The 18,412-nt window shown below is 69.9% G+C and carries 22 protein-coding genes; 15 read left to right on the top strand and 7 right to left on the bottom strand.

The genetic code is table 11. From position 1 onward, the window contains the following. Positions 1-83: 83 nt before the first annotated feature. On the bottom strand, positions 84-2,915 hold the full coding sequence (locus ABGB14_RS42890; RefSeq protein WP_347649632.1) for a LuxR C-terminal-related transcriptional regulator: 2,832 nt from the start codon (positions 2,913-2,915) through the stop codon (positions 84-86). Between the two features lie 242 nt (positions 2,916-3,157). Here ABGB14_RS42890 and ABGB14_RS42885 point away from each other — a divergent pair, with 242 nt between their 5' ends. The 4 genes from ABGB14_RS42885 to ABGB14_RS42870 all read left to right on the top strand — a co-directional run bounded on the left by ABGB14_RS42885 (position 3,158) and on the right by ABGB14_RS42870 (position 5,156). Continuing rightward, the gene (locus ABGB14_RS42885; RefSeq protein WP_347649631.1) at positions 3,158-3,514 is read left to right on the top strand and encodes a VOC family protein; all 357 of its coding nucleotides are present in this window, start codon (positions 3,158-3,160) and stop codon (positions 3,512-3,514) included. 100 nt (positions 3,515-3,614) lie between these two features. Further along, the gene (locus ABGB14_RS42880; RefSeq protein WP_347649630.1) at positions 3,615-4,226 is read left to right on the top strand and encodes a glyoxalase; all 612 of its coding nucleotides are present in this window, start codon (positions 3,615-3,617) and stop codon (positions 4,224-4,226) included. A gap of 47 nt (positions 4,227-4,273) precedes the next feature. Next, complete coding sequence (locus ABGB14_RS42875; protein WP_347649629.1) at positions 4,274-4,726, top strand: DUF1801 domain-containing protein; 453 nt, start codon at positions 4,274-4,276, stop codon at positions 4,724-4,726. Positions 4,727-4,838: 112 nt separating this feature from the next. Next, positions 4,839-5,156 (top strand): hypothetical protein, encoded by a 318-nt coding sequence (locus tag ABGB14_RS42870; protein WP_347649628.1) that lies wholly within the window; start codon positions 4,839-4,841, stop codon positions 5,154-5,156. 44 nt (positions 5,157-5,200) lie between these two features. On the opposite strand, the gene tnpA is transcribed toward ABGB14_RS42870, so the two are convergent. Continuing rightward, on the bottom strand, positions 5,201-5,629 hold the full coding sequence (tnpA, locus tag ABGB14_RS42865) for an IS200/IS605 family transposase (protein ID WP_347649627.1): 429 nt from the start codon (positions 5,627-5,629) through the stop codon (positions 5,201-5,203). Between the two features lie 23 nt (positions 5,630-5,652). Here tnpA and ABGB14_RS42860 point away from each other — a divergent pair, with 23 nt between their 5' ends. The 3 genes from ABGB14_RS42860 (at position 5,653) to ABGB14_RS42850 (ending at position 8,459) form a co-directional block, all read left to right on the top strand. Further along, positions 5,653-6,921: a transposase gene (locus ABGB14_RS42860; RefSeq protein ID WP_347649626.1), complete on the top strand. Its 1,269-nt coding sequence runs from the start codon at positions 5,653-5,655 to the stop codon at positions 6,919-6,921. Positions 6,922-6,995: 74 nt separating this feature from the next. Next, complete coding sequence (locus ABGB14_RS42855; protein WP_347649625.1) at positions 6,996-7,781, top strand: histidine kinase; 786 nt, start codon at positions 6,996-6,998, stop codon at positions 7,779-7,781. Further along, positions 7,782-8,459, top strand: coding sequence for a response regulator transcription factor (locus ABGB14_RS42850; protein ID WP_347649624.1), 678 nt, complete (start codon positions 7,782-7,784; stop codon positions 8,457-8,459). 127 nt (positions 8,460-8,586) lie between these two features. Here the strand turns inward: ABGB14_RS42850 and ABGB14_RS42845 are convergent, their stop codons facing one another. Then, positions 8,587-10,002: an MFS transporter gene (locus ABGB14_RS42845; protein WP_347649623.1), complete on the bottom strand. Its 1,416-nt coding sequence runs from the start codon at positions 10,000-10,002 to the stop codon at positions 8,587-8,589. A gap of 453 nt (positions 10,003-10,455) precedes the next feature. Between ABGB14_RS42845 and ABGB14_RS42840 the strand changes: the two genes are divergently transcribed. Together ABGB14_RS42840 and ABGB14_RS42835 are read left to right on the top strand one after the other, a co-directional pair. Then, complete coding sequence (locus ABGB14_RS42840) at positions 10,456-10,890, top strand: organic hydroperoxide resistance protein (RefSeq protein WP_347649664.1); 435 nt, start codon at positions 10,456-10,458, stop codon at positions 10,888-10,890. Between the two features lie 123 nt (positions 10,891-11,013). Beyond that, entirely contained in the window at positions 11,014-11,607 is a 594-nt protein-coding gene (locus ABGB14_RS42835; RefSeq protein WP_347649622.1) for a TetR/AcrR family transcriptional regulator, read from the top strand. A gap of 63 nt (positions 11,608-11,670) precedes the next feature. Here the strand turns inward: ABGB14_RS42835 and ABGB14_RS42830 are convergent, their stop codons facing one another. Next, on the bottom strand, positions 11,671-12,270 hold the full coding sequence (locus tag ABGB14_RS42830; protein WP_347649621.1) for a TetR/AcrR family transcriptional regulator: 600 nt from the start codon (positions 12,268-12,270) through the stop codon (positions 11,671-11,673). Between the two features lie 146 nt (positions 12,271-12,416). On the opposite strand from ABGB14_RS42830, the gene ABGB14_RS42825 reads away from it, so the two are divergent. From ABGB14_RS42825 to ABGB14_RS42815, 3 genes are all read left to right on the top strand, one after another. Further along, entirely contained in the window at positions 12,417-12,974 is a 558-nt protein-coding gene (locus tag ABGB14_RS42825) for a hypothetical protein (protein WP_347649620.1), read from the top strand. A gap of 1 nt (position 12,975) precedes the next feature. Continuing rightward, complete coding sequence (locus ABGB14_RS42820) at positions 12,976-14,415, top strand: NAD(P)/FAD-dependent oxidoreductase (RefSeq protein WP_347649619.1); 1,440 nt, start codon at positions 12,976-12,978, stop codon at positions 14,413-14,415. 192 nt (positions 14,416-14,607) lie between these two features. Further along, positions 14,608-15,324: a DNA alkylation repair protein gene (locus tag ABGB14_RS42815; RefSeq protein WP_347649618.1), complete on the top strand. Its 717-nt coding sequence runs from the start codon at positions 14,608-14,610 to the stop codon at positions 15,322-15,324. A 17-nt stretch (positions 15,325-15,341) separates the two neighbouring features. On the opposite strand, the gene ABGB14_RS42810 is transcribed toward ABGB14_RS42815, so the two are convergent. The 3 genes from ABGB14_RS42810 to ABGB14_RS42800 form a co-directional block, all read right to left on the bottom strand. Then, positions 15,342-15,917: a TetR/AcrR family transcriptional regulator gene (locus tag ABGB14_RS42810; protein WP_347649617.1), complete on the bottom strand. Its 576-nt coding sequence runs from the start codon at positions 15,915-15,917 to the stop codon at positions 15,342-15,344. Positions 15,918-15,975: 58 nt separating this feature from the next. Continuing rightward, positions 15,976-16,335, bottom strand: a complete 360-nt coding sequence (locus ABGB14_RS42805; protein WP_347649616.1) for a DoxX family protein — start codon at positions 16,333-16,335, stop codon at positions 15,976-15,978. Between the two features lie 178 nt (positions 16,336-16,513). Next, complete coding sequence (locus tag ABGB14_RS42800; RefSeq protein ID WP_347649615.1) at positions 16,514-16,675, bottom strand: hypothetical protein; 162 nt, start codon at positions 16,673-16,675, stop codon at positions 16,514-16,516. A 60-nt stretch (positions 16,676-16,735) separates the two neighbouring features. Here ABGB14_RS42800 and ABGB14_RS42795 point away from each other — a divergent pair, with 60 nt between their 5' ends. From ABGB14_RS42795 to ABGB14_RS42785, 3 genes are all read left to right on the top strand, one after another. Then, positions 16,736-16,975 (top strand): hypothetical protein, encoded by a 240-nt coding sequence (locus ABGB14_RS42795; RefSeq protein WP_347649614.1) that lies wholly within the window; start codon positions 16,736-16,738, stop codon positions 16,973-16,975. A 177-nt stretch (positions 16,976-17,152) separates the two neighbouring features. Next, a complete protein-coding gene (locus ABGB14_RS42790; protein ID WP_347649613.1) occupies positions 17,153-17,689 on the top strand; it encodes a MauE/DoxX family redox-associated membrane protein in 537 nt (178 codons plus the stop codon). Positions 17,690-17,704: 15 nt separating this feature from the next. After that, on the top strand, positions 17,705-18,253 hold the full coding sequence (locus ABGB14_RS42785; protein ID WP_347649612.1) for a TlpA disulfide reductase family protein: 549 nt from the start codon (positions 17,705-17,707) through the stop codon (positions 18,251-18,253). Positions 18,254-18,412 lie beyond the last annotated feature (159 nt).

The following is an 18,412-nucleotide window of genomic DNA, read 5'->3' as shown; positions in this document are numbered from 1 at the left end:
GGAAGGACTTCACCCAGGGCCGCACCCTCACCGTGCGAACACCTCGCGAGGACGCTGCACGCCCTCGGCGGCGAGCGTCGGCTTCACCGGAGGGCCACAGGGGCGAGGCCGAGGCCGGCGAGCGCGGCCTGGCCGCGGGCGGCATGGTCGCCGCCGGCGAGCACCAGGGTCCGCGCCGACTGATAGCGGCAGCCGGCGGCATCGAGCGCGTCCGCCGTGGCGAGCAGCCGCTCCTGGTCGCTGTCGAGCAGCGCCTGGGCCCGCTCCACAAGGGCGGTGGCGACCGGGTTGCCGGCCACGACGGTCCGGGCTTCGGTCACGGCGGCGCCGGCGCCGGAGCTCCCGGCGAGCACGGCGGCTTCGGCGCGCAGGGCGACGTACCAGTGGTGCCAGATCCAGGTGACCCACTTCCACACCTGCCTGGGCTCGGGGGCCATCCGCTCCAGCGCCTGCGGCGCCTGCCCGCGGTGCAGCAGCAGGATCGCGTCGAAGACCGCCCCGTAGCCGTAGGTGTGCTCCGGCGGGGTGCCGAGCCGATCCAGGATGTCCTGCCATTCGCGCCGGGCGTCGTGGTCGTCGCGGAGGCCGTGGATCATCGCCACAGCGGCCACCGCCGGGCAGAGGAGCGACACGGTGGGGCTTCCTGCCCGCCGCCACGCCTCGGAGAACCGGACGCTGCCGGCGAGCACCTCGTCGACGTGGCCTGCCAGCGCGTCGACCATCAGCAGCCGGCACGTGGCGCGGTGACCGACCTCCGCCAGCGAAGGATGGTCGGCCAGCTGGCGTGCCCAACGGCGGGCGCCTGGCACGTCCCCCGCACCCAGGCCGGCCTCGGTGGCTATACCGAGCGCGTCGATCAGCTCGTGGGTGCCGGCCGGCGAGATCGGCAGGGATGACAGGAGGGCGATCCGGCGCCGGGCCGTGGCCGCGGTGGCGAACGTGTCGCCGGCCCAGCTCTGGGCGCCGGTGAGCGCGTCGAGCGCGGCCGACTCGGCGAGCGGGTCGCCGGTCCGGCGGGCGAGCTCGACCGCCCGCTCCGCGCGCGCCACCGTCTCCGGTACGGCGTTGCCGGGCGGGCCCTGGGCGGCGCCGAACGCGTCGGTGAGCACCGCCGCCTCGGCGAGCGCCACCGCGGCCTGCGCGGCCGGATCGTCGCCGGCCGACTCCCGCGCCTCGGCCATCAGCGCGAGCGCCTCCTCCCTGGGCGGGAGACGTACGAACGTGGTCGAGAACCGGAACGCGATGGTCGCGGCGCTCGCCAGGTCGGCGGCGGCGCCGGCGGTGTCACCTGCGCTGCGGGCGGCCTGCGCGGCCTCCCGGCGGAGGCGGTACATGTCGTCACCGGCTGTCCGGCAGCCGGCCACGGCCGCGGCCCGCCGGAGCATCGACGCGCCGGCGGCGGGGTCGGTCGCGAGCGCGGCCGCCTGCTCGTAGCGCCGCTGGGACTCGCCGGTCAGGTTACGGGTGAAGGTGAGCTCCGCCAGGCGCCGGGCAAGGTCGTACGCGTCCGTGCGCTGCTCCGGCCGGTCGGCCGCCCACGCCAGGGCCGCGCGGAGGTCGTCGGCCACCAGATCGAACCGGGCCCGCCAGTCCGCACGTACCTCCGCCAGACCGGCGGCCCCGGCCAGGCACCAGCGCAGGTGCCGGGACCGGGCGTCGACCAGCTCGCCGGCCTCGGCGAGCCGCTCCCAGCCGTACTGGCGGATGGTCTCCAACGCCCGGTACTCGGTCCCGCCCGGCGAGGCCGTCACCACCAGCAGGCTCTGCTCGGCGAGCCGGGCCAGTCCTTCGGCGACAATGCCCTCACGGCTCCCGGCCGCCTCCGCGGCACCTTCGCCCATCTCCTCCGCGGCGTCACCGGCCACCTGCGCGGCCGCCGCGGCGGTGAACGGCGCCACGAACACCGACACCCGGCGCAGCAGCGCCCGATCGACCGGCTCCAGCAGGGCGTGGCTCCAGTCCAGCGCCGCCCGCACCGAACGGTGCCGTTCATCGGCGCGGGAACCACCGGTGAGCATGCGGAGCGGGTGGGACAAGGCGGCGGTGATGCCGTCCAGCCCGAGCGCGGGATACCGGGCGGCGGCCAGCTCGATCGCCAGCGCCATGCCATCCAGCCGCTCGCAGATCGAGGCGATCGACTCGCGCAGCAGAGGATCAGGCGGCCGGCCGACCGCCGCGGCCCGCTCCATGAACAACGTGACCGCATCCGACCCGTCATCGGCGGCCAGCGACAGCGGCGGCACCGGATACACCCTTTCGAAGGGCACCATCAGCCGTGCCCGGCTGGTCGCCAGCACCGTCACTCCGGGGCACGCCGCCAGCAGCCGCTCGAGAAGGAGCGCCACCCCGTCCACCACGTGCTCGCAGTTGTCCAGAACCAGCAGCGCATGACGGTCGGCCAGCGTGGCCAGCACGGACTCGGTGATGTCGCTGCCCGGCTGCTCACCGAGGCCGAGCGCCCCGGCGACCGCAGTGGCGATCATGCTCGGATCGGTGACCGGCACCAGGTCGACGAACCACACCCCGTCGGCGTACTCGCCTGCCGTTTCCGCGGCCACCGCCAGCGCCAGACGGGTCTTGCCCACTCCGCCCGGCCCGGCGGCGGTCACCTGGCGGTGGGCACTGATCATCTCGGCCAGCTCGGTCCGCTCGCGCGCCCGCCCGACGAACGACGTCAGCGGGGCCGGCAGCACCGGCGCGGGGTGCGACGGACCGGCGCCGGTCACCTCGGGCGCACGCTGGGCAAGCGCCCGCCGATCCGGCACCTGCAGCTTGCGCAGCAGCGAGGAGACATGAGTCTCCACGGTACGTACCCCGATGAACAGCCGAGCCCCGATCTCGGCGTTGCTGAGGTGCTCCCCGACCAGCGCCAGCACCTCAGCCTCGCGAGGTGAAATATCCGCTCCTGCGACCACTGCCCCATTCTGCCGTAATCACTTCCCTGCTTCAGGCCTCCGCTTTCCGGCTCCGCTCCTGGCTTCGCGTCGGGCTGCGGGTTCGGCTCCGTGCCCGGACCCGCAGCCGGGTCCGTGGTCGGGCCCCTGGTCGGGCCCCGTGGTCGGGTCCGTGGTCGGGTCCGTGGTCGCCACGGATCCGGGCCGGCCGTGTCGGCGGCCATGCTGTTGCACACACCGGAACCGCGACGACAGGAGTGACCATGACCGGCTCTTCCCCCCAGGCAATCAGGACCGTGCTGCACCCGGTGTCCGACCTGGGCAAGGCCACGGCGGTGTACGCGGCCCTGCTCGGTGTGCCTCCGCAGAACGACTCGCCTTACTACGTCGGTTTCGACGCCGGAGGCCAGCACATCGGGCTGGTGCCGGGAGGTGGACCGCAGGGCATGACCTCGCCGGTGGCCTACTGGCACGTGCCGGACATCGAGGCGAAGGTGGCCGAGGTCATCGCCGCGGGGGCCACCGTGAAGGAGGCCGTGCACGAGGTCGGTGGCGGCCGCCTGGTGGCCACCGTCATCGATCCCGATGGCAACGTCCTCGGGCTGATCCAGGACCGGTGAGCAGCGGACCCGCCCCTCCCGGGTCCGCGGCGTAGCGGCCGCCGACACGACGACGAACCCATCGCGCTCAGAGAAACCCACCTCACTCAAAGGACGTGCCATGACCTCCTTCAGATCCGTCACCCTGGAAGTGCCCGACCCCTCGGCCGCGGACGCCTTCTACCAGGCCTTCGGCCTGGGCTCTTATGTGAACGTACGCGCCTCGGATGCGCCGACGACCGGTTTTCGCGGGTTCGCGCTGTCACTCGTGGTGTCCCAGCCGGGAAACGTCGACGCCTTCATCGCCGCCGCCCTCGACGCCGGCGCGACGATGCTGAAGCCGGCCACGAAGGGTTTCTGGGGCTACGGCGGCGTCGTACGCGCCCCCGACGGGACGATCTGCAAGCTGGCGACCTCGAAGAAGAAGGACACCGGCCCCGCCGCGCGGCACATCGACCAGATCGCGCTCCTGCTGGGAGTGGCGGACGTCAAGGCGAGCAAGCGGTTCTACGTCGACCGCGGCCTGGCCGTGGCCAAGAGCTTCGGCGGCAAGTACGTCGAGTTCGACACCCCATCGGCGCCCGTGACGCTGGCCCTCTACCCTCGCCGGGCCCTCGCCAAGGACACCGGCCTCTCGCAGGAGGGCACCGGATCGCACCGGATCGTGATCAGCAGCGACGCAGGGCCCTTCACCGACCCGGACGGCTTCGTCTGGGAGACCACGTCCGCCTGAGACATCCCGGCCCCGAACATCGAGATCCACAAAAGGGGAGATCCGTCATGAGCAGCACCGGCAAGAGCACGTACGAGGGATTCACGGCCGAGGAGCGGGCCGCGATGAAGGAGCACGCCCAAGAGCAGAAGAAGGCGGCGCGCCGCAGCTCACGCGCCGACAAGGCGGCACAGGATCAGCGGGACGTGCTCGCGAAGATCGCCGAGATGTCGGAATCGGACCGGGTCATGGCCGAACGCCTCCATGCCGTCATCACGGCCGGAGCCCCGGCCCTCGCGCCGAAGCTCTGGTATGGGATGCCCGCCTATGCGAGGGACGGCAAAATCGTCTGCCACTTCCAGCCCGCGGCGAAGTTCGGGACACGTCATGCGACGCTCGGATTCAGCGACCTGGCGAACCTGGACGACGGACCCATGTGGGCGGCCGCCTTCGCCCTGACCGAGGTGACGGCCGAGGTGGAGGCGCGGGTCGGAGCGTTGGTGAAGCAGGCGGTGAGCTAGGGGGCGCTGCGGATGCCGGTCGTCCTGCTGATCCAGCCCTTGTAGGCTGCCGCGTCGGTCCACACCCCGGGCCCGACGCAGCGCGCGGCCCGCGTTCCAGTTCGTCGGCGATGTGGCGATCGCCGTGTTCCTGACGTTCTTCGCCGTGGTGGCCACCATCGAGGAGATACCGCCCGACGGGCAGGTCGAGCCGCTGCCCATCCTCGCCGGAGTTCTCACGGGGCTGCCGCTGGCGGTCCGCCGCCGGTGGCCCGTTCCGGTGCTGGCGGTCGTGACCGGCACCAGCATGCTGGCCGTGGCCATGCAGTGGGTGCTACACCATGCGGCCCTCGTGCCCGACCTGCTCCTCGTCTTCGCGATCTACCGAACTGTGGGCCAGTGCTCCGGCGTTCACGCCGGGGGTGAAGGCCCACGCGGGAGTGCCTGCTAGGGCGCGAGCGTGCTCTGACCTGGCAGCGTGTCCGTGGCCTAACCTCAGACGGGTCGTTTCTGCTGCTCGATGTACTGCTTGAGTACGGTGAGTGGTGCGCCGCCAACGCTCCCAGCGAAGTAGGAGCCGGACCAGAAATGACCGCCCCACAGATACCTCTTGACGTGGGGTGCGTATTCCTTGCGCAGCATCCGCGCTGAGACTCCCTTGAGACTGTTCACCAGCTTGGACAGAGCGACCTTGGGCGGATAGTGAACCAGCAGGTGGACGTGGTCGTGTTCGCCGTTGAACTCGCGCAGTTCGACCTCGAAATCGGCGCAGACCTGGCGCATGAGTTCCTCGCAACGGACCAGCATCTCGTCGGTGAACACCCCGCGCCGGTACTTCGTGACGAACACCAAATGAGCGTGGAGAGTGTAAACAACGTGCCGTCCGGTGCGTACATCAGGATTCGGCTTCCATCGCGGTGACATAAACCAAATGATACGATCAGTGTGTGGAGTTGGTGAAGCAGGCGCGGGCACGCGTGGCGCGACTCGACCTCAGCGCGGCCCAGGCTGCCGTGGCCGATGGTCAAGCCCATGCCGCTCACGCCCTGTGGAACCTGCTGCACGAGTACTTCACCTTCCGCCAAGGCCGCTTCGCCTCGCTGAAGGAATGCGACACCGCGATACGCCAAGCCCGCCACGAGATCGACTGGCTGGCTCGACTCCCCGCCCAAGCAGCGCAAGCGGTGCTGAAGACCTACCGCCAAGCGTGGGCGAACTTCTTCAACCCCGACCACCCGGCCCAACGCCCGACGTTCAAGGGCCGGTTCCATACCCGGATGGCGGTGGACGTCCCGCAAGCCCGCGACTTGCGCATCCAACGGATCAACCGGCGCTGGGGCGAGGCGAACCTCCCCAAAGTGGGCCGCGTCCGGTTCCGCTGGACCAAGGACCTGCCGGGCGTTACCCGGGGCGGCCCACAAGGACGCATCACCGGGGCCAGGCTGGTCAAAGACGCGTTCGGCTGGTCCATCGTGTTCCGCACCGAAACCCTGGTCCCTGCCCTCCAGCAGGCGCATCCGGGTCCGGCGGTGGGAATCGACCGGGGCGTCAATGTCGCCTTGGCATTGTCGGACGGCACCACACGCGAGCACAAACCCTGGCTGAGCCGGGGCGAACGCGAGCACCTGCGCCGCTTGGAGAAGAAATCAGCCCGACAGCGGGCCACCCGACCGCCGGGCCGGCCGGCCTCGCATCGACTGGCCCGCACCTACGCCCAGATCGGCAGGGTACGCGCGATAGCCAAGCGTCGCGCCCTCGACTGGCAGCACCAGACCACCACCGAACTCGCTGACACGTTCAGCCTGATCGTGGTGGAGGATTTGAAGATCCCCAACATGGTCCGCTCGGCGAAGGGCACGATCGAAGCCCCCGGAAGAAACGTCGCGCAAAAGGCCGGGCTGAACCGGTCGATCAGCGGCGAGGCGTGGGGTCGAGGGGTCACCCTGATGGAGTACAAGAGCGCCGACCGAGGCGGGAACGTGGTCAAAGTGCCCGCGGCGGGCACGTCGCAGACCTGCCACCGGTGCGGGCACCGCGACCCGGCAGCACGCCAGGGCATCCGTTTCGCTTGCACCAACCCCGACTGCGGCTGGGTCGGCCACGCCGATATCAACGCCGCGATCAATGTCGAGAACGCCGCAGGGACTGCGGTGTCAGGACGTGGAGACCTCGCCGTTAGGCGGTCTGTGAAGCGTCAACCCCCGCGCGCCGCTTAACCACGGTGTGACGGGAGAATCTCCGGCCCTCAGGCCAGAGAGGAGTTCAATCGATCCAGAGCCCGCCCGGCTCGATGTGGCTGGACCTCGCGTTTCCGGCACTGACCGCGGGCATCGCGGTGGCCATGGGCATGGCCGTCGGCGCGCGGCGCGCCGAAGTGCGGTCCTTGCGGGACCGGGCGGAGAGCGCGGAACGGGAGCAGACCGCACGAGCGGCGCAGGCACGGGCCCTGGAACGGAACCGGATCGCCCGCGAGATGCACGACGTGCTCGCACACCGCATCTCCCTGGTCGCCATGCAGGCCGGGGTGCTGGACCACCGCAGCGATCTCACGGCCACGGAGAACCGGGTGCTGATCCGGGGCATCGCCGACAGCTCCCACCAAGCACTGGAAGAACTACGGGGCGTCCTCGGTGTGCTTCGAGCCGACCCGGGCCGCCCGGAGCCACCACAACCCTCCCTCGACCGCGTGCCCGACCTGGTGGCCGACGCCCGCGCATCCGGACTGGACGTCACGCTCGCCACCACCGTGACGGCAGAGCCCTCCGACCTCGTGGGACGCACCTGCTACCGGATCGTCCAAGAAGGACTGACCAACGCCGCCAAACACGCCCCGGGCGCACGCGTACACATCACCCTCGCGGGAGCAGCCGGCGACGACCTGCACGTCAGCGTCCGCAACTCGCCGGCCACCACGACCATCGCACAACCACCGACGTCGGGATTCGGCCTGCTCGGTCTCTCCGAGCGGGTCGCCCTCACCGGCGGAGAACTTCACCACCACCCGACAGCCGACCACGGATACCTCCTCACCGCCCGAGTGCCCTGGCCAAGGGACGATCACGAGAAGGGAACGTGAGTGGATACCGAGCGGGAGCCGGTGCGTGTCGTCATCGTCGACGACGACCAGTTGGTACGGATGGCGCTGCGACTCGTCATCGACGGCGAGCCGGACCTGACCGTCGTCGCGGAGGCGGCCGACGGGGACGCCGCGATCACCGTGGTGGACGAGCAGCGGCCGGACGTCGTGCTGATGGACGTGCGCATGCCCGGCCGTGACGGTCTCAGCGCGACCCGGGAGATCCTCACCCGGCCGGCGCCGCCGCGGGTGCTCATGCTGACCACGTTCGACTCCGACGATCTGGTGCTCGGCGCGCTGCGCGCCGGAGCACTCGGGTTCGTCCTCAAGGACACCCCGCCGCCGAAGATCGCCGACGCGGTGCGGACGGTCGCGGACGGGAACCCCGCGCTGTCTCCGGCGGCCACGGTACGGGTGATCGCCGCAGCCACCGGTCCACAGTCCTCCGCCGCTCGCGACTCCTCCCGCGAAGCCGCGCGGAAACGGTTGTCGGCACTGACCGAACGAGAACTCGACACTGCTCGGGCCATCGCCGACGGGCTGGGCAATCCGGAGATCGCCGAGCGGCTGCACATCAGCGTCGCGACCGTCAAGGCGCACACCGGCAACCTGTTCGCCAAGCTGGCGGTCGCGAACCGGGTGCAGATCGCGCTCCTGGTCCGCGACGCGGGGGAATGACCAGCCTGGCGCAGGGGAGACGGTGACCGCGACCGGCGCCGCCGAGGGCCTTCACGATGCGGCCGTCCCAGCAAGATCCTTCAGGCTGGGCCGGGCCAGGACGTGCCGGACACGGCCCTGCCAGGGATCACACGGTCTCTTCTTCCTGCACCGCGGCGGGCATGGAGATCCGCCAGGTGACGAAGGCGGCTGCGGCGAGCCCGGCGATGGCCAGGGCACTACTGGCGAGGAACGGGTCGATGCCGTCCAAGGCGGGAGCGAACCCGATACCGACGTAGATCGTGATCCCGGTGGAGCCGCCCAGTTGGTCGGCCGCTCGCTGGACACCGGACGCGATGCCGGCGTCGTCTTCGGTGACTCCGGTCACCGCGACGTACTGCAGCCCGACGATCCCGAACCCCATCCCGGCGGCGATGAGCATCATCGCCGGAACCATCGCCAAGGCGCCGGCGTGGAGGGAGGAGGCCAGAGCGATGGCCGCCATCGCCAGCACGGTGCAGCCGATCCCGGCCAGAACGCAGGCCCGGGCGCCCCACCGGCCGAGCAGCCGGGGAACCAGCACCGAGGCCGCGATCAGGAACACCGCCAGAGGCAGCATCACCAGGCCGGCCTGGAACGGACCGGCGTCCAACCGGTTCTGCAGGTAGTAGGTGAACAGCAGGAACGAGGTGGACAGCGCCGCGCTCAGCAGGGCGGTGGCAAGGTTGGCCAGGACGCGGGGCCGGCTGCGGAAGAACCGCAGCGGCACGAGCGGGTTCCGTGCACGGCGCTCGACCCTGACGAACAGGGCCCCGGCCGCTACCGCGCTGGCCAGCGCCACCGGCGGCAGCCATGGCAGCGTGCCGTCCGTCTTCCCCGCCTCGACGACCCCGAGGGTGAACAGCAGCGGGGCGGCGACCAGCAGGAGCGAGCCGAGAAGGTCCACGGGGGAGGGCTCGGCCGGCCGTTCACCCGGCACGAGGAAGACCACCGCGGCGAGCACGACCGCGACGAAAGGTACGGACAGCAGGAAGATCCACCGCCAGCCCAGCAGTTCGACGACGATTCCGGAGAGCGCGAACCCGAGAACGAGGCCACAGCTCGCGACGGCCGCCCACACGCTGAGCGCCCGCGATCTGCGCGGCCCCTCGGGGAACATGAGCACGATCACTGCCATCGCCGCCGGAAGCGCGATCGCCTCGCCGGCTCCCTGCAGCAGCCGGGCCGCCACCAGGAGAGTGAAGGAGGGCGCGAGCCCGGCCAGCAGGGACGCGGAGCCGAAGAGGGCTGTGCCGAGCAGGAGGACACGTCGTCTGCCGAGCATGTCGCCCAGCCGCCCCCCGAACATCAGCAGCCCGCCACCGGTGATCGTGTAGCCGACGACTACCCAGGTCAGCGCGTGACCGTCGACGTGGAAGGTGGCGCCGATCGAGGGCAGGGCGACGTTGACGACGGTCACGTCAACCGCGATGAAGAACTGCAGCATGGCCATGCAGCACAGCACCAGCCACGCGCGCACCGGGGACGATCCGTCCCGGCGCGAGAAGAGAATGCCTGAAAGCATCGAGCGCTCCGTTGCTCAGAAGAAGTTCCGAGCAGCACAAACGTGCCGCTCCGGTACGACCGGGGAGCGACGGACCGTTCACCAGAAGTGAGACGAACGCCCCGCCGCTAGCGGAGCGTCCTCGTCACTGCGGCACAAGCGGCCGCGCACGAAGCAGACATGCCGGCGATACTACCGAAGCCGGCGGCAGGTGATCCCGTGCCCCTCCGCCGGCGAGTACGGCGGGTCCGCCCAGCTCTGACCCGTCATCTCGCGGACGCGGTGCACACAGAGCGCACCGCCACCCCGAGCGCATGGCGGTGAAGGTGGCCAGTCGTGTCCACGTGGTGATCCCGGCCTGTCTGAGACAGAACGTTCGGTCTTGACGGCGCAGCCGCTCGGCATCATGATAGAGCACGATAGAACGTTCGGTCTCGCGGCGTCGGCATCGCCGCCCGTTGTGCGCAAAGGAAGATAGCCATGAGCAAACCTCTGTATCTCGGCATCGCCACATCCACCGGCGACGGCAGGGCGGGAGGGCAGGTGAGGACCGACGACGGCCTGCTCGACATCTCCCTGGCGATCCCGAAGGGCATGGGAGGACCTGGTGGCGCGACCAACCCGGAGCAGCTGTTCGCGGCGGGCTGGGCCGCGTGCTTCCACTCTGCGCTGAAGGCTGTCGCGGCACAGCAGAAGACCCGGATCACCGACTCCGCGGTCATCGCCGAGGTTCAGATTCACCCGACACCGGAAGGCGGGTTCAGCCTCAGTGCCGCACTGCACGTCGAACTGTCCGGTGTGGAGCAGGCGACGGCCGACAAGCTCGTCGACGCCGCCCACGCGATCTGCCCGTACTCCAACGCGACACGCGGCAACATTCCGGTGACCGTGGACGCGACCGTCGCCTAATGGGAGCTACCGGCTCCAGGGAAGTCTGACCCCCGGTGGCCGGGCCGATGCGGACCGTCGGCCCGGCCCTTCGCCCGGCGGCTTCCCAGAAGACTGACCGTTCTATCTGGTACGCTCGCCTCGATGGTGGACAACACTCGCGTCCAGGTCTCCGAAGCGCGATCAAGGCTGCTCGCGACGGCGACTCGGATTTTCTACGCGGAAGGCCTGCACTCCGTCGGGATCGACCGGATCGTCGCGGAGGCGAAGGTCACCCGTGCCACGCTCTACCGGCACTTCCCCAGCAAGGACGCGCTCGTCGTCGCATATCTGCAGGGAATCGACCAGGCCGTTCGCGACCAGGTCGGCGAAGCCCTGGCCAGCGGCCTGCCGGCGGTCGACATCCTGCGGGCCGTCGCCAGGTCGATCGCCGAGAGCATCGGGTCGGCCGAGTTCCGCGGATGCGCCTTCCTCAACGCGGTCGCGGAATATCCGGACCCCGAGCATCCCGTGCACCAAGCCGTCCTCGCCCACCGCGAGTGGTTCCTTGACACCGTCACGGACCTGCTCGGGCAAGTCGGGCAGACGCCGCCGGAGTTCGCCGCCCGGCACTTCGTGATGCTGCGCGACGGCGCGATGGCATCGGGTTGCCTGACCGATCCGGCGGGGATCCGCGAAACGTTCCTGCAGGGGGTCGAGGGGATCCTGCAGTTCCGCAGCAACTCCGCCTCGGGCTAGCGACGACGCCTCGGGCCTGGATGCCCACCGCGCGCTGGAGCGCCGCTGACCGCGGCGGTCCCGTCAGCCGCCTGTCGCCGGTGAGACGTGAGCGTGCAGGAGTCCCTCGACTCCGCGAAGAAAGGTGTCGCAGACCAGCGCCGGGTCGGACAGGCAGCCCGATGCCATCGCGCCGTCGCGCAGCATCACGAAGTGCCGGGCGGCCGGCCCGGCGTGCGCTTCCCGGATCCGGGCCAGCAGTCCCGTGACGGTGTCCAGAAACCACCGCCGGTGCGCGATCACGGCCCGGTGCACCGGGTGGTCGGGGTCGGGGTATTCGGCGACCGCGTTGAGGAAGGCGCACCCGCGGAAGCCGGGGGACTGGATGCTCTGGGCGATGGCTCTGCCGACTGCTCGAACGGTTTCGGCGGCGGGAAGCCCGCCGGCGATGGCGGCGTCGGTGACCACTCGCACGGCCTGGTCGGTCTCGTTGAGGTAGGCGAGGATGAGGTCTTCTTTGCCGGGAAAGTGCCGGTAGAGAGTGGCTCGGGTGACCTGTGCCTCGGCGACGATGCGGTCGATGCCGACAGCGTTGATCCCCTCCGTGTAGAAGAGCCTGGTCGCCGTGTCGAGCAGGCGGGCCCGCGCTTCGGACCGTCGCCCTCCGGATTCGGTGCGCTCCATGGTGTCCAAGCTATCAGATAGAACGTTCTGTCTTGACAGTTCGGCGCCTCGTTGCCATGCTGAGTCGCGATAGAACGTTCGGTCTCATCGTCGGCGTGGAAGCCGCCCGATCGCGGCGCCCGCCGTACACCATCGAAAGGATCATCGTGACCACCGTCGAGACACTTTCCACCAGCGGGGTCGCTCTGGCGCTGCGCCGGCTCTACTTCGTGCGGTTCGCGTTCGCCATCGTCTGGGCGGCCTTGTTGTTCGCCACCATGTCGCAGCTCGGGCCGCTCAGTATCGCCCTGATTGTCCTTTATCCCCTGTTTGACGTCGCCGCGGCGATCGTGGACGCCCGCTCGTCCCGTGCCGCCGGACCGCCTTACGGGCTCTACGTGAACATCGCGATCAGCCTCCTCGCCGCAGCCGGCCTGGCCGTCGCCGGCGCCTCCGGCGCCCCGGCGATCCTGCGCGTGTGGGGTGTCTGGGCGGTCGTCTCCGGGCTCGTCCAGCTGATCGTCGGTGTCAGCCGTCGCAAGATGGGCGGCCAGTGGGCGATGATCCTCAGCGGGGGCATCTCCGTGCTGGCCGGGACGTCGTTCTTCCTGGGGGCCTCCGCGCCCAACCCCATGCTGACCAACGTGGCCGGCTACGCCGTCCTCGGCGGGGTCTTCTTCCTCGTCTCGGCACTGCGCCTCGGCCGCGCAGCCAGGGGGAACTGACGTGGACGCCACCACGTACGACGTCATCGTCATCGGCGCGGGCCCGGTCGGGGAGAACGTCGCCGACCGGGTGGTGCGGGGCGGCTTGAGCGCCGCCATCGTCGAGCGGGAGCTGGTCGGAGGCGAGTGCTCCTACTGGGCTTGCATGCCGACCAAGGCATTACTGCGGAGCGCGGCGGCGCTTCGGGCGGCCCGCCAGGTGCCCGGCGCACGTGAGGCGGTGACGGGCGACCTGGACGTGGCCGCCGTCCTCGGCCGTCGCGACGCCTTCGCCTCGCACTGGAAGGACGACGGCCAGGCCGCCTGGCTCGAGCAGGTGGGGGTTCCGCTGTATCGCGGACAGGGACGGATCACGTCCGCCCGGACGGTCGAGGTGACCGGAGGCGACGCCGGCAGGACCTCGCTGACCGCGCGGCACGCTGTCGTCATCGCGACAGGAAGCGGCGCGCTGGTCCCGGACATCGCCGGTCTGCGCGAGGCGGCGCCATGGACGAGCCGGGAAGCGGTCGCCGCGAACGAGGTCCCCCGCCGCCTCGCCGTCATCGGCGGTGGCGTGGTGGCCTCGGAGATGGCCACCGCGTTCGCCGGTCTCGGGGCGTCGGTGACGATGCTGGCCCGCGACGGCGTGCTGCCGCACGCGGAGCCGTTCGCCGGCGAGCGGGTCATCGAGTCGCTGCGGGACGCCGGCGTGTCGGTGCACCCGGGCGCGGAGGCCGGAGCCGTGAAGCGCGCCGGCGACGGGACCGTGCACATCACCCTCACCGACGGCGGGCAGATCGAGGCCGACGAACTGCTCGTCGCGACCGGCCGTACACCGAACACCCAGGACCTCGGACTGGACACCATCGGCCTGACCCCGGGTGCCTGGCTCGCGGTCGACGACACGCTGCGGGTCCTCGGGGACGACGGGGCGCCGATCGGTGACGGGTGGTTGTACGCCGCCGGCGACGTCAACCGGCGCGTGCTGCTGACCCACCAGGGCAAGTACCAGGCCCGCGCCGTGGGGGACGTCATCGTGGCCCGCGCGAAGGGGGAAACGGTCGAGGACGGCCGGTGGGGGCGGCACGCGGCGACGGCCGACGAGCGTGCGGTGCCCCAGGTGGTGTTCACCGAGCCGGAGATCGCCTCGGTGGGGCTGACCGCGGCCGCCGCCGAGGCCGCCGGGCTGCGGATCAGGGTCGTCGACCACGACCTGGGCGCCGTCGCCGGGGCCGCCCTGCAGGCCGACGGGTACCGCGGCCACGCGCGCATGGTCGTCGACGAGGACCGGAAGGTCGTCGTCGGCTTCACGCTCGCCGGCCCGGACGTCGCGGAGTTGCTGCACGCGGCGACGATCGCGGTCGTCGGCGAGATTCCGCTGGACCGGCTGTGGCACGCGGTCCCGGCCTATCCCACCGTCAGCGAGGTCTGGCTGCGGCTGCTGGAAGCCTACGGCCGCTGAAGGGCCGGCCTGTCAGGCGGTCAGGCTGCTGTTTTGGCTCTACCGTGGATCACGGTGCGCACGGAACGCCTGTGCCGGCATGGCCGTCCTGACTCAGCCCACATCGACCGGCAGGCAGGGCCGCAAGCCATGCCATGCGCATCCCGCCCTCAGGGCCGCCCGCCACCCCGGAGAAGGGAGAGGAACCAAGACATGACCCCCACCAGTGCCGCGTTCACCGAACGGTTGATGGCCCTGCCGGTGCCGGAGACGCGCACGTACCGCCCGTCCGGGCCTGGCACCGTGCTGGGCCTGCGCATGCGGGACATCTTCGCACTGGCCAAGGAATCCATCGACATGGAGCCGGGCGAGATCGCCAAGCTGCTCGACAACGATGTGCACGAGATCAGGGTCGGCGCGTGCAGCATCATGGACAAGCAGGCCCGCCGCAAGCGCACACCGGACGCCCGCCGAGCGCAGTTGTACGACCTCTACCTCGGCCGCCACGACCGCATCAACACCTGGGACCTGGTGGACCTGGCCGCGCCGTACGTCGTGGGAGGCCACCTGTACGGCAGATCCCGCTCCACGCTGTATGAGCTGGCCCGCTCTGCCCACTGGTGGGAGCGGCGCACCGCCATCGTCGCAACCTCCTACTTCATCCGCCAGAACGATCTCGTCGACGCCTTCGGCATCGCTGAGATCCTGGTGGATGATCCGGCTGCCCTGGTGCAGAAGGCCTATGGCGGCTGGATCCGTGAGGCAGGAAAGCGGGATCGGGCACTGTTGCTCGGCTTCCTGGACCGGTACGCCGCCACCATGCCCCGCACGGCCCTTCGCTACGCCGTCGAACATCTCGACGGCGAGCTCAAGGCGCACTACATGGGCCTGGCACGGCAGTCTCCCCGACCTGACGGCCCGCCTCCATGAGGGCGGGCCGTCGCTGCTCACTCCTGTGCCTGGCCGGAGCTGTCCGGTACGAGTGGCAGGAGGAGCTCGTAGAGGTCGCGAAGCTGGTCGGCGTCGACGGGGGGAAAGACGACGGTTGCTCCGACCGCGAGCAGGTAGGGCAACAGGGCCGCCGTCCGGGCCTCCTCGTCACTGGCGACGGCTGATCTCCACACCCGCTGGAGCGCGGACACCCTGGCCTCGTCCAGGCGAGCCTGAACGGCACGCACATCCGCATCCCAAGTCGCCCACGCCCGCAGTGCGGTGTCGACCTCCGGGCGATAGAGTCCGGTGCCGCCAGGGCGGACGAGTTCTGTCAGCCGTGCGAGGACCACCCGGGCGCCGGCCGATTCCCCGATTTCGGCAATGGCATTCTCGAGCGCTTCGACCGACAGGTGCTCGAAATGGGCGAGAAGCGCTTTCTTATATCCCTCGGCGCCATCGAAGTGATGGTGGAACGATCCTTTCGACAGGTTGAGTCGAGCGGCGATCCGGTCGATTCGAATCCCTGCCGCACCTTCTTCCGCAAGGACCTTCAGGCCTTCGTTCAGCCACCGGTCTCGTGCCGTGCTCATCCGACGAACGTACCATTGGGTATGGAGTGGTCGGCGTTCGCCGAGGCGCGTACGAGCTTCATGTCATGAAGCTGTGGACGCCGACTCCGATGCAGATCAGCAGCATGGCGGTGGCATTGAGGAAGAGGTTGCGGCCGAGGTCTCGGGCCGCGATGTGCATCGCGATGGCGACCATGAAGTAGAGGACGAGCGCGACACAGGTCACGGCGCCGAGATAGGGCAGCCAGATGCCCAGGATCAGACCGGCCGCGGCGGCGAATTTCACCGGTGGCATGATCCACCAGTAACGTCGCGGCAAGTTCACGTCTTCGAAGCACTGGGCGATGAACGGAACGGGTTTGACGCACATGACGGCGTCGCCGGCCTGGATGATCGCCAGGACGACAACCGGCCAAACCGGATCGGGTAATGCTGACATGTTTTTCCTCGGTCGTTGAATGGTTCACGCATTTCCATACTATACCGTATGGTATGGGCGCTGGCGTTGACGCGGGCCTGATCGCCGGAAGGCCGCTCGCGCGGCCTGCCCCGATCCGGCTCCATGACCTGATGAAGTGGCCCAGGTGTGACACGCGGGTCTCACGGCCAGCGAGAATTCATGGCTCCAGGCGGCTCAATGCAGGCCAGAAGGAGAAATAGACCTGGCCGTTCTCCCGGAACACCTTCTCGAACGAGGGGTTCCCGATGGTCTGTTCCTCAAGCTCGTCGCCCTCCTCCAGCGAGCGCACGTCGCACAACCCGGGCAACACCGCCGCCACACCCGGGCTGGATAGCGTCCGACGCAGAGAAGAGCCACGCGTAGCAAGGGAGGAAACACCATGTCCATCGACACGGTTCAGGTGGCCGATCCAACCGCGTTCGCCGAGTTCACGACGTCCGAGGCGCCTGCTCTGGACACAAGATCGCAGGACCCGGCGAACATCGCTCTCATGGACGAGTTCGACCTCGACATCCTCGTGTCGTCGATGCCCGGCGAGATCAGGGACGGCGAGTGCGACAGGTGGTCGAACTGCGTGTGCATCACCGTTTGCGCCACCCACCCATGGAGCTGCGCCTGAGCATGCGGGCTTGCGGACGGGCAACGGTCGGCCCCGAGCGGCCTGTCTCCGGGGACGAGGCCGGTTTCCCGTAGTCGGCTCACCACCGCCGAGCCGTCGACGACCGGGGATCGAATCGGATCTCGACGGCTCGGCGGTCCGGCGCTGCCGCGCACACCCTTTGTCATGAGGATGCAGATGCTGATCGCTTATATCGGCTTTGGTTGCCGTATATTGCTCGCCTTGGTTTTCGTCGCCGCTGCCGGGAGCAAGGTGCGCGGGCGGCGCGGTTTCATCGAATTCCGTGCCACCGTAAGTGCGTTCGGCGTGAAAGCGCGCTGGAGTTCCGCCGTCGCCGGTGCGGTGATCGCGTGCGAGTTGGCCGCGGCGGCACTGATGCCGGTCGGCGTCACCGCGCCCGCGGGATTGGGCATCGGGGCCGCGCTGCTGATCGTCTTCTCGCTGGTGATCGCATCAGCCCTGCGGCGTGGCACGTCGACGAGTTGCCGGTGCTTCGGCACGTCGACGCAGCCGCTCGGGGCGCGGCATCTCGTACGCAACGCGATTCTCCTCATGACCGCCGGCGTGGGCCTGGCGGGAACCGTGCTGACCGGCCACATGGGGAGCGCCGGGTTCGACACGGCGGCCTTGATCGTCTCCGGGTTCGCGGCCGTCGTCGCGGCGGCACTGGTCATCGCGTACGACGACCTCGTGGCCCTGGTTCTACCCCGCTGAAGGAGGAGCGTGTCGATGGATGGTGTGACGGCCGCCGCGATCGTCGTCGTCGGTGTGTTGGGCGGGCTCAACCTGCTGCTGGTGCTCCTTGCGCTGCACCGGCTGCGCGAGTACACAGCCAAATGGGCTCGGGCGGGTCTCGACCAGCTCTTGGAGCGTAATTCCCTGCCCCGGGCCGGAGACCGCGTCGCCGATTTCACCGCGACCGCGACCGATGGCGAGACGGTGTCCCTGCGCGGCCTGAAGGGCCCGCTTCTCGCCGCGTTCTTCTCCACGGGGTGTTCCTCCTGCCGCAAGGCGCTGCCCCGCTTCGTCGACCACGCCAAGGCACTGCCGGGTGGACGGAAGCAGATCCTGGTGGTGGTCGCCGGATCCGCCGAGCAGGGCGCGGACCTCGTCGGCGCCGTGCGCGAGGTCGCCCGAGTGGTCGTCGAGCCGCAGACGGGCCCGGTGTCGCAGGCGTTCGGTGTGCGGAACTGGCCCGCCTTCGTCGTGCTCGACCAGGACGGCACGGTCCGGAAGAGCGCGGGCGACCTGCGCGAGGTCACGCCTGCCAGACCGTGACTTTCGCATGTCCGGCCTGCCGTACACGGCTTCGTCCGTGTGCGGCAGGCCGGCACTTCTTCGCGACAGTTCGCCGCCCACGCATTCCATTGCACCATCGGGCTGCCTCAATTCGGCATCACGCTTGATCCGGAGGGACGCGAAATCTGAGGCGGATCC

This window comes from Nonomuraea sp. B10E15 (assembly GCF_039871615.1).
Taxonomy (GTDB): domain Bacteria; phylum Actinomycetota; class Actinomycetes; order Streptosporangiales; family Streptosporangiaceae; genus Nonomuraea.
Note: the sequence above shows the minus strand (reverse complement) of the source record. Positions and strands in the feature narration are given on the sequence as shown.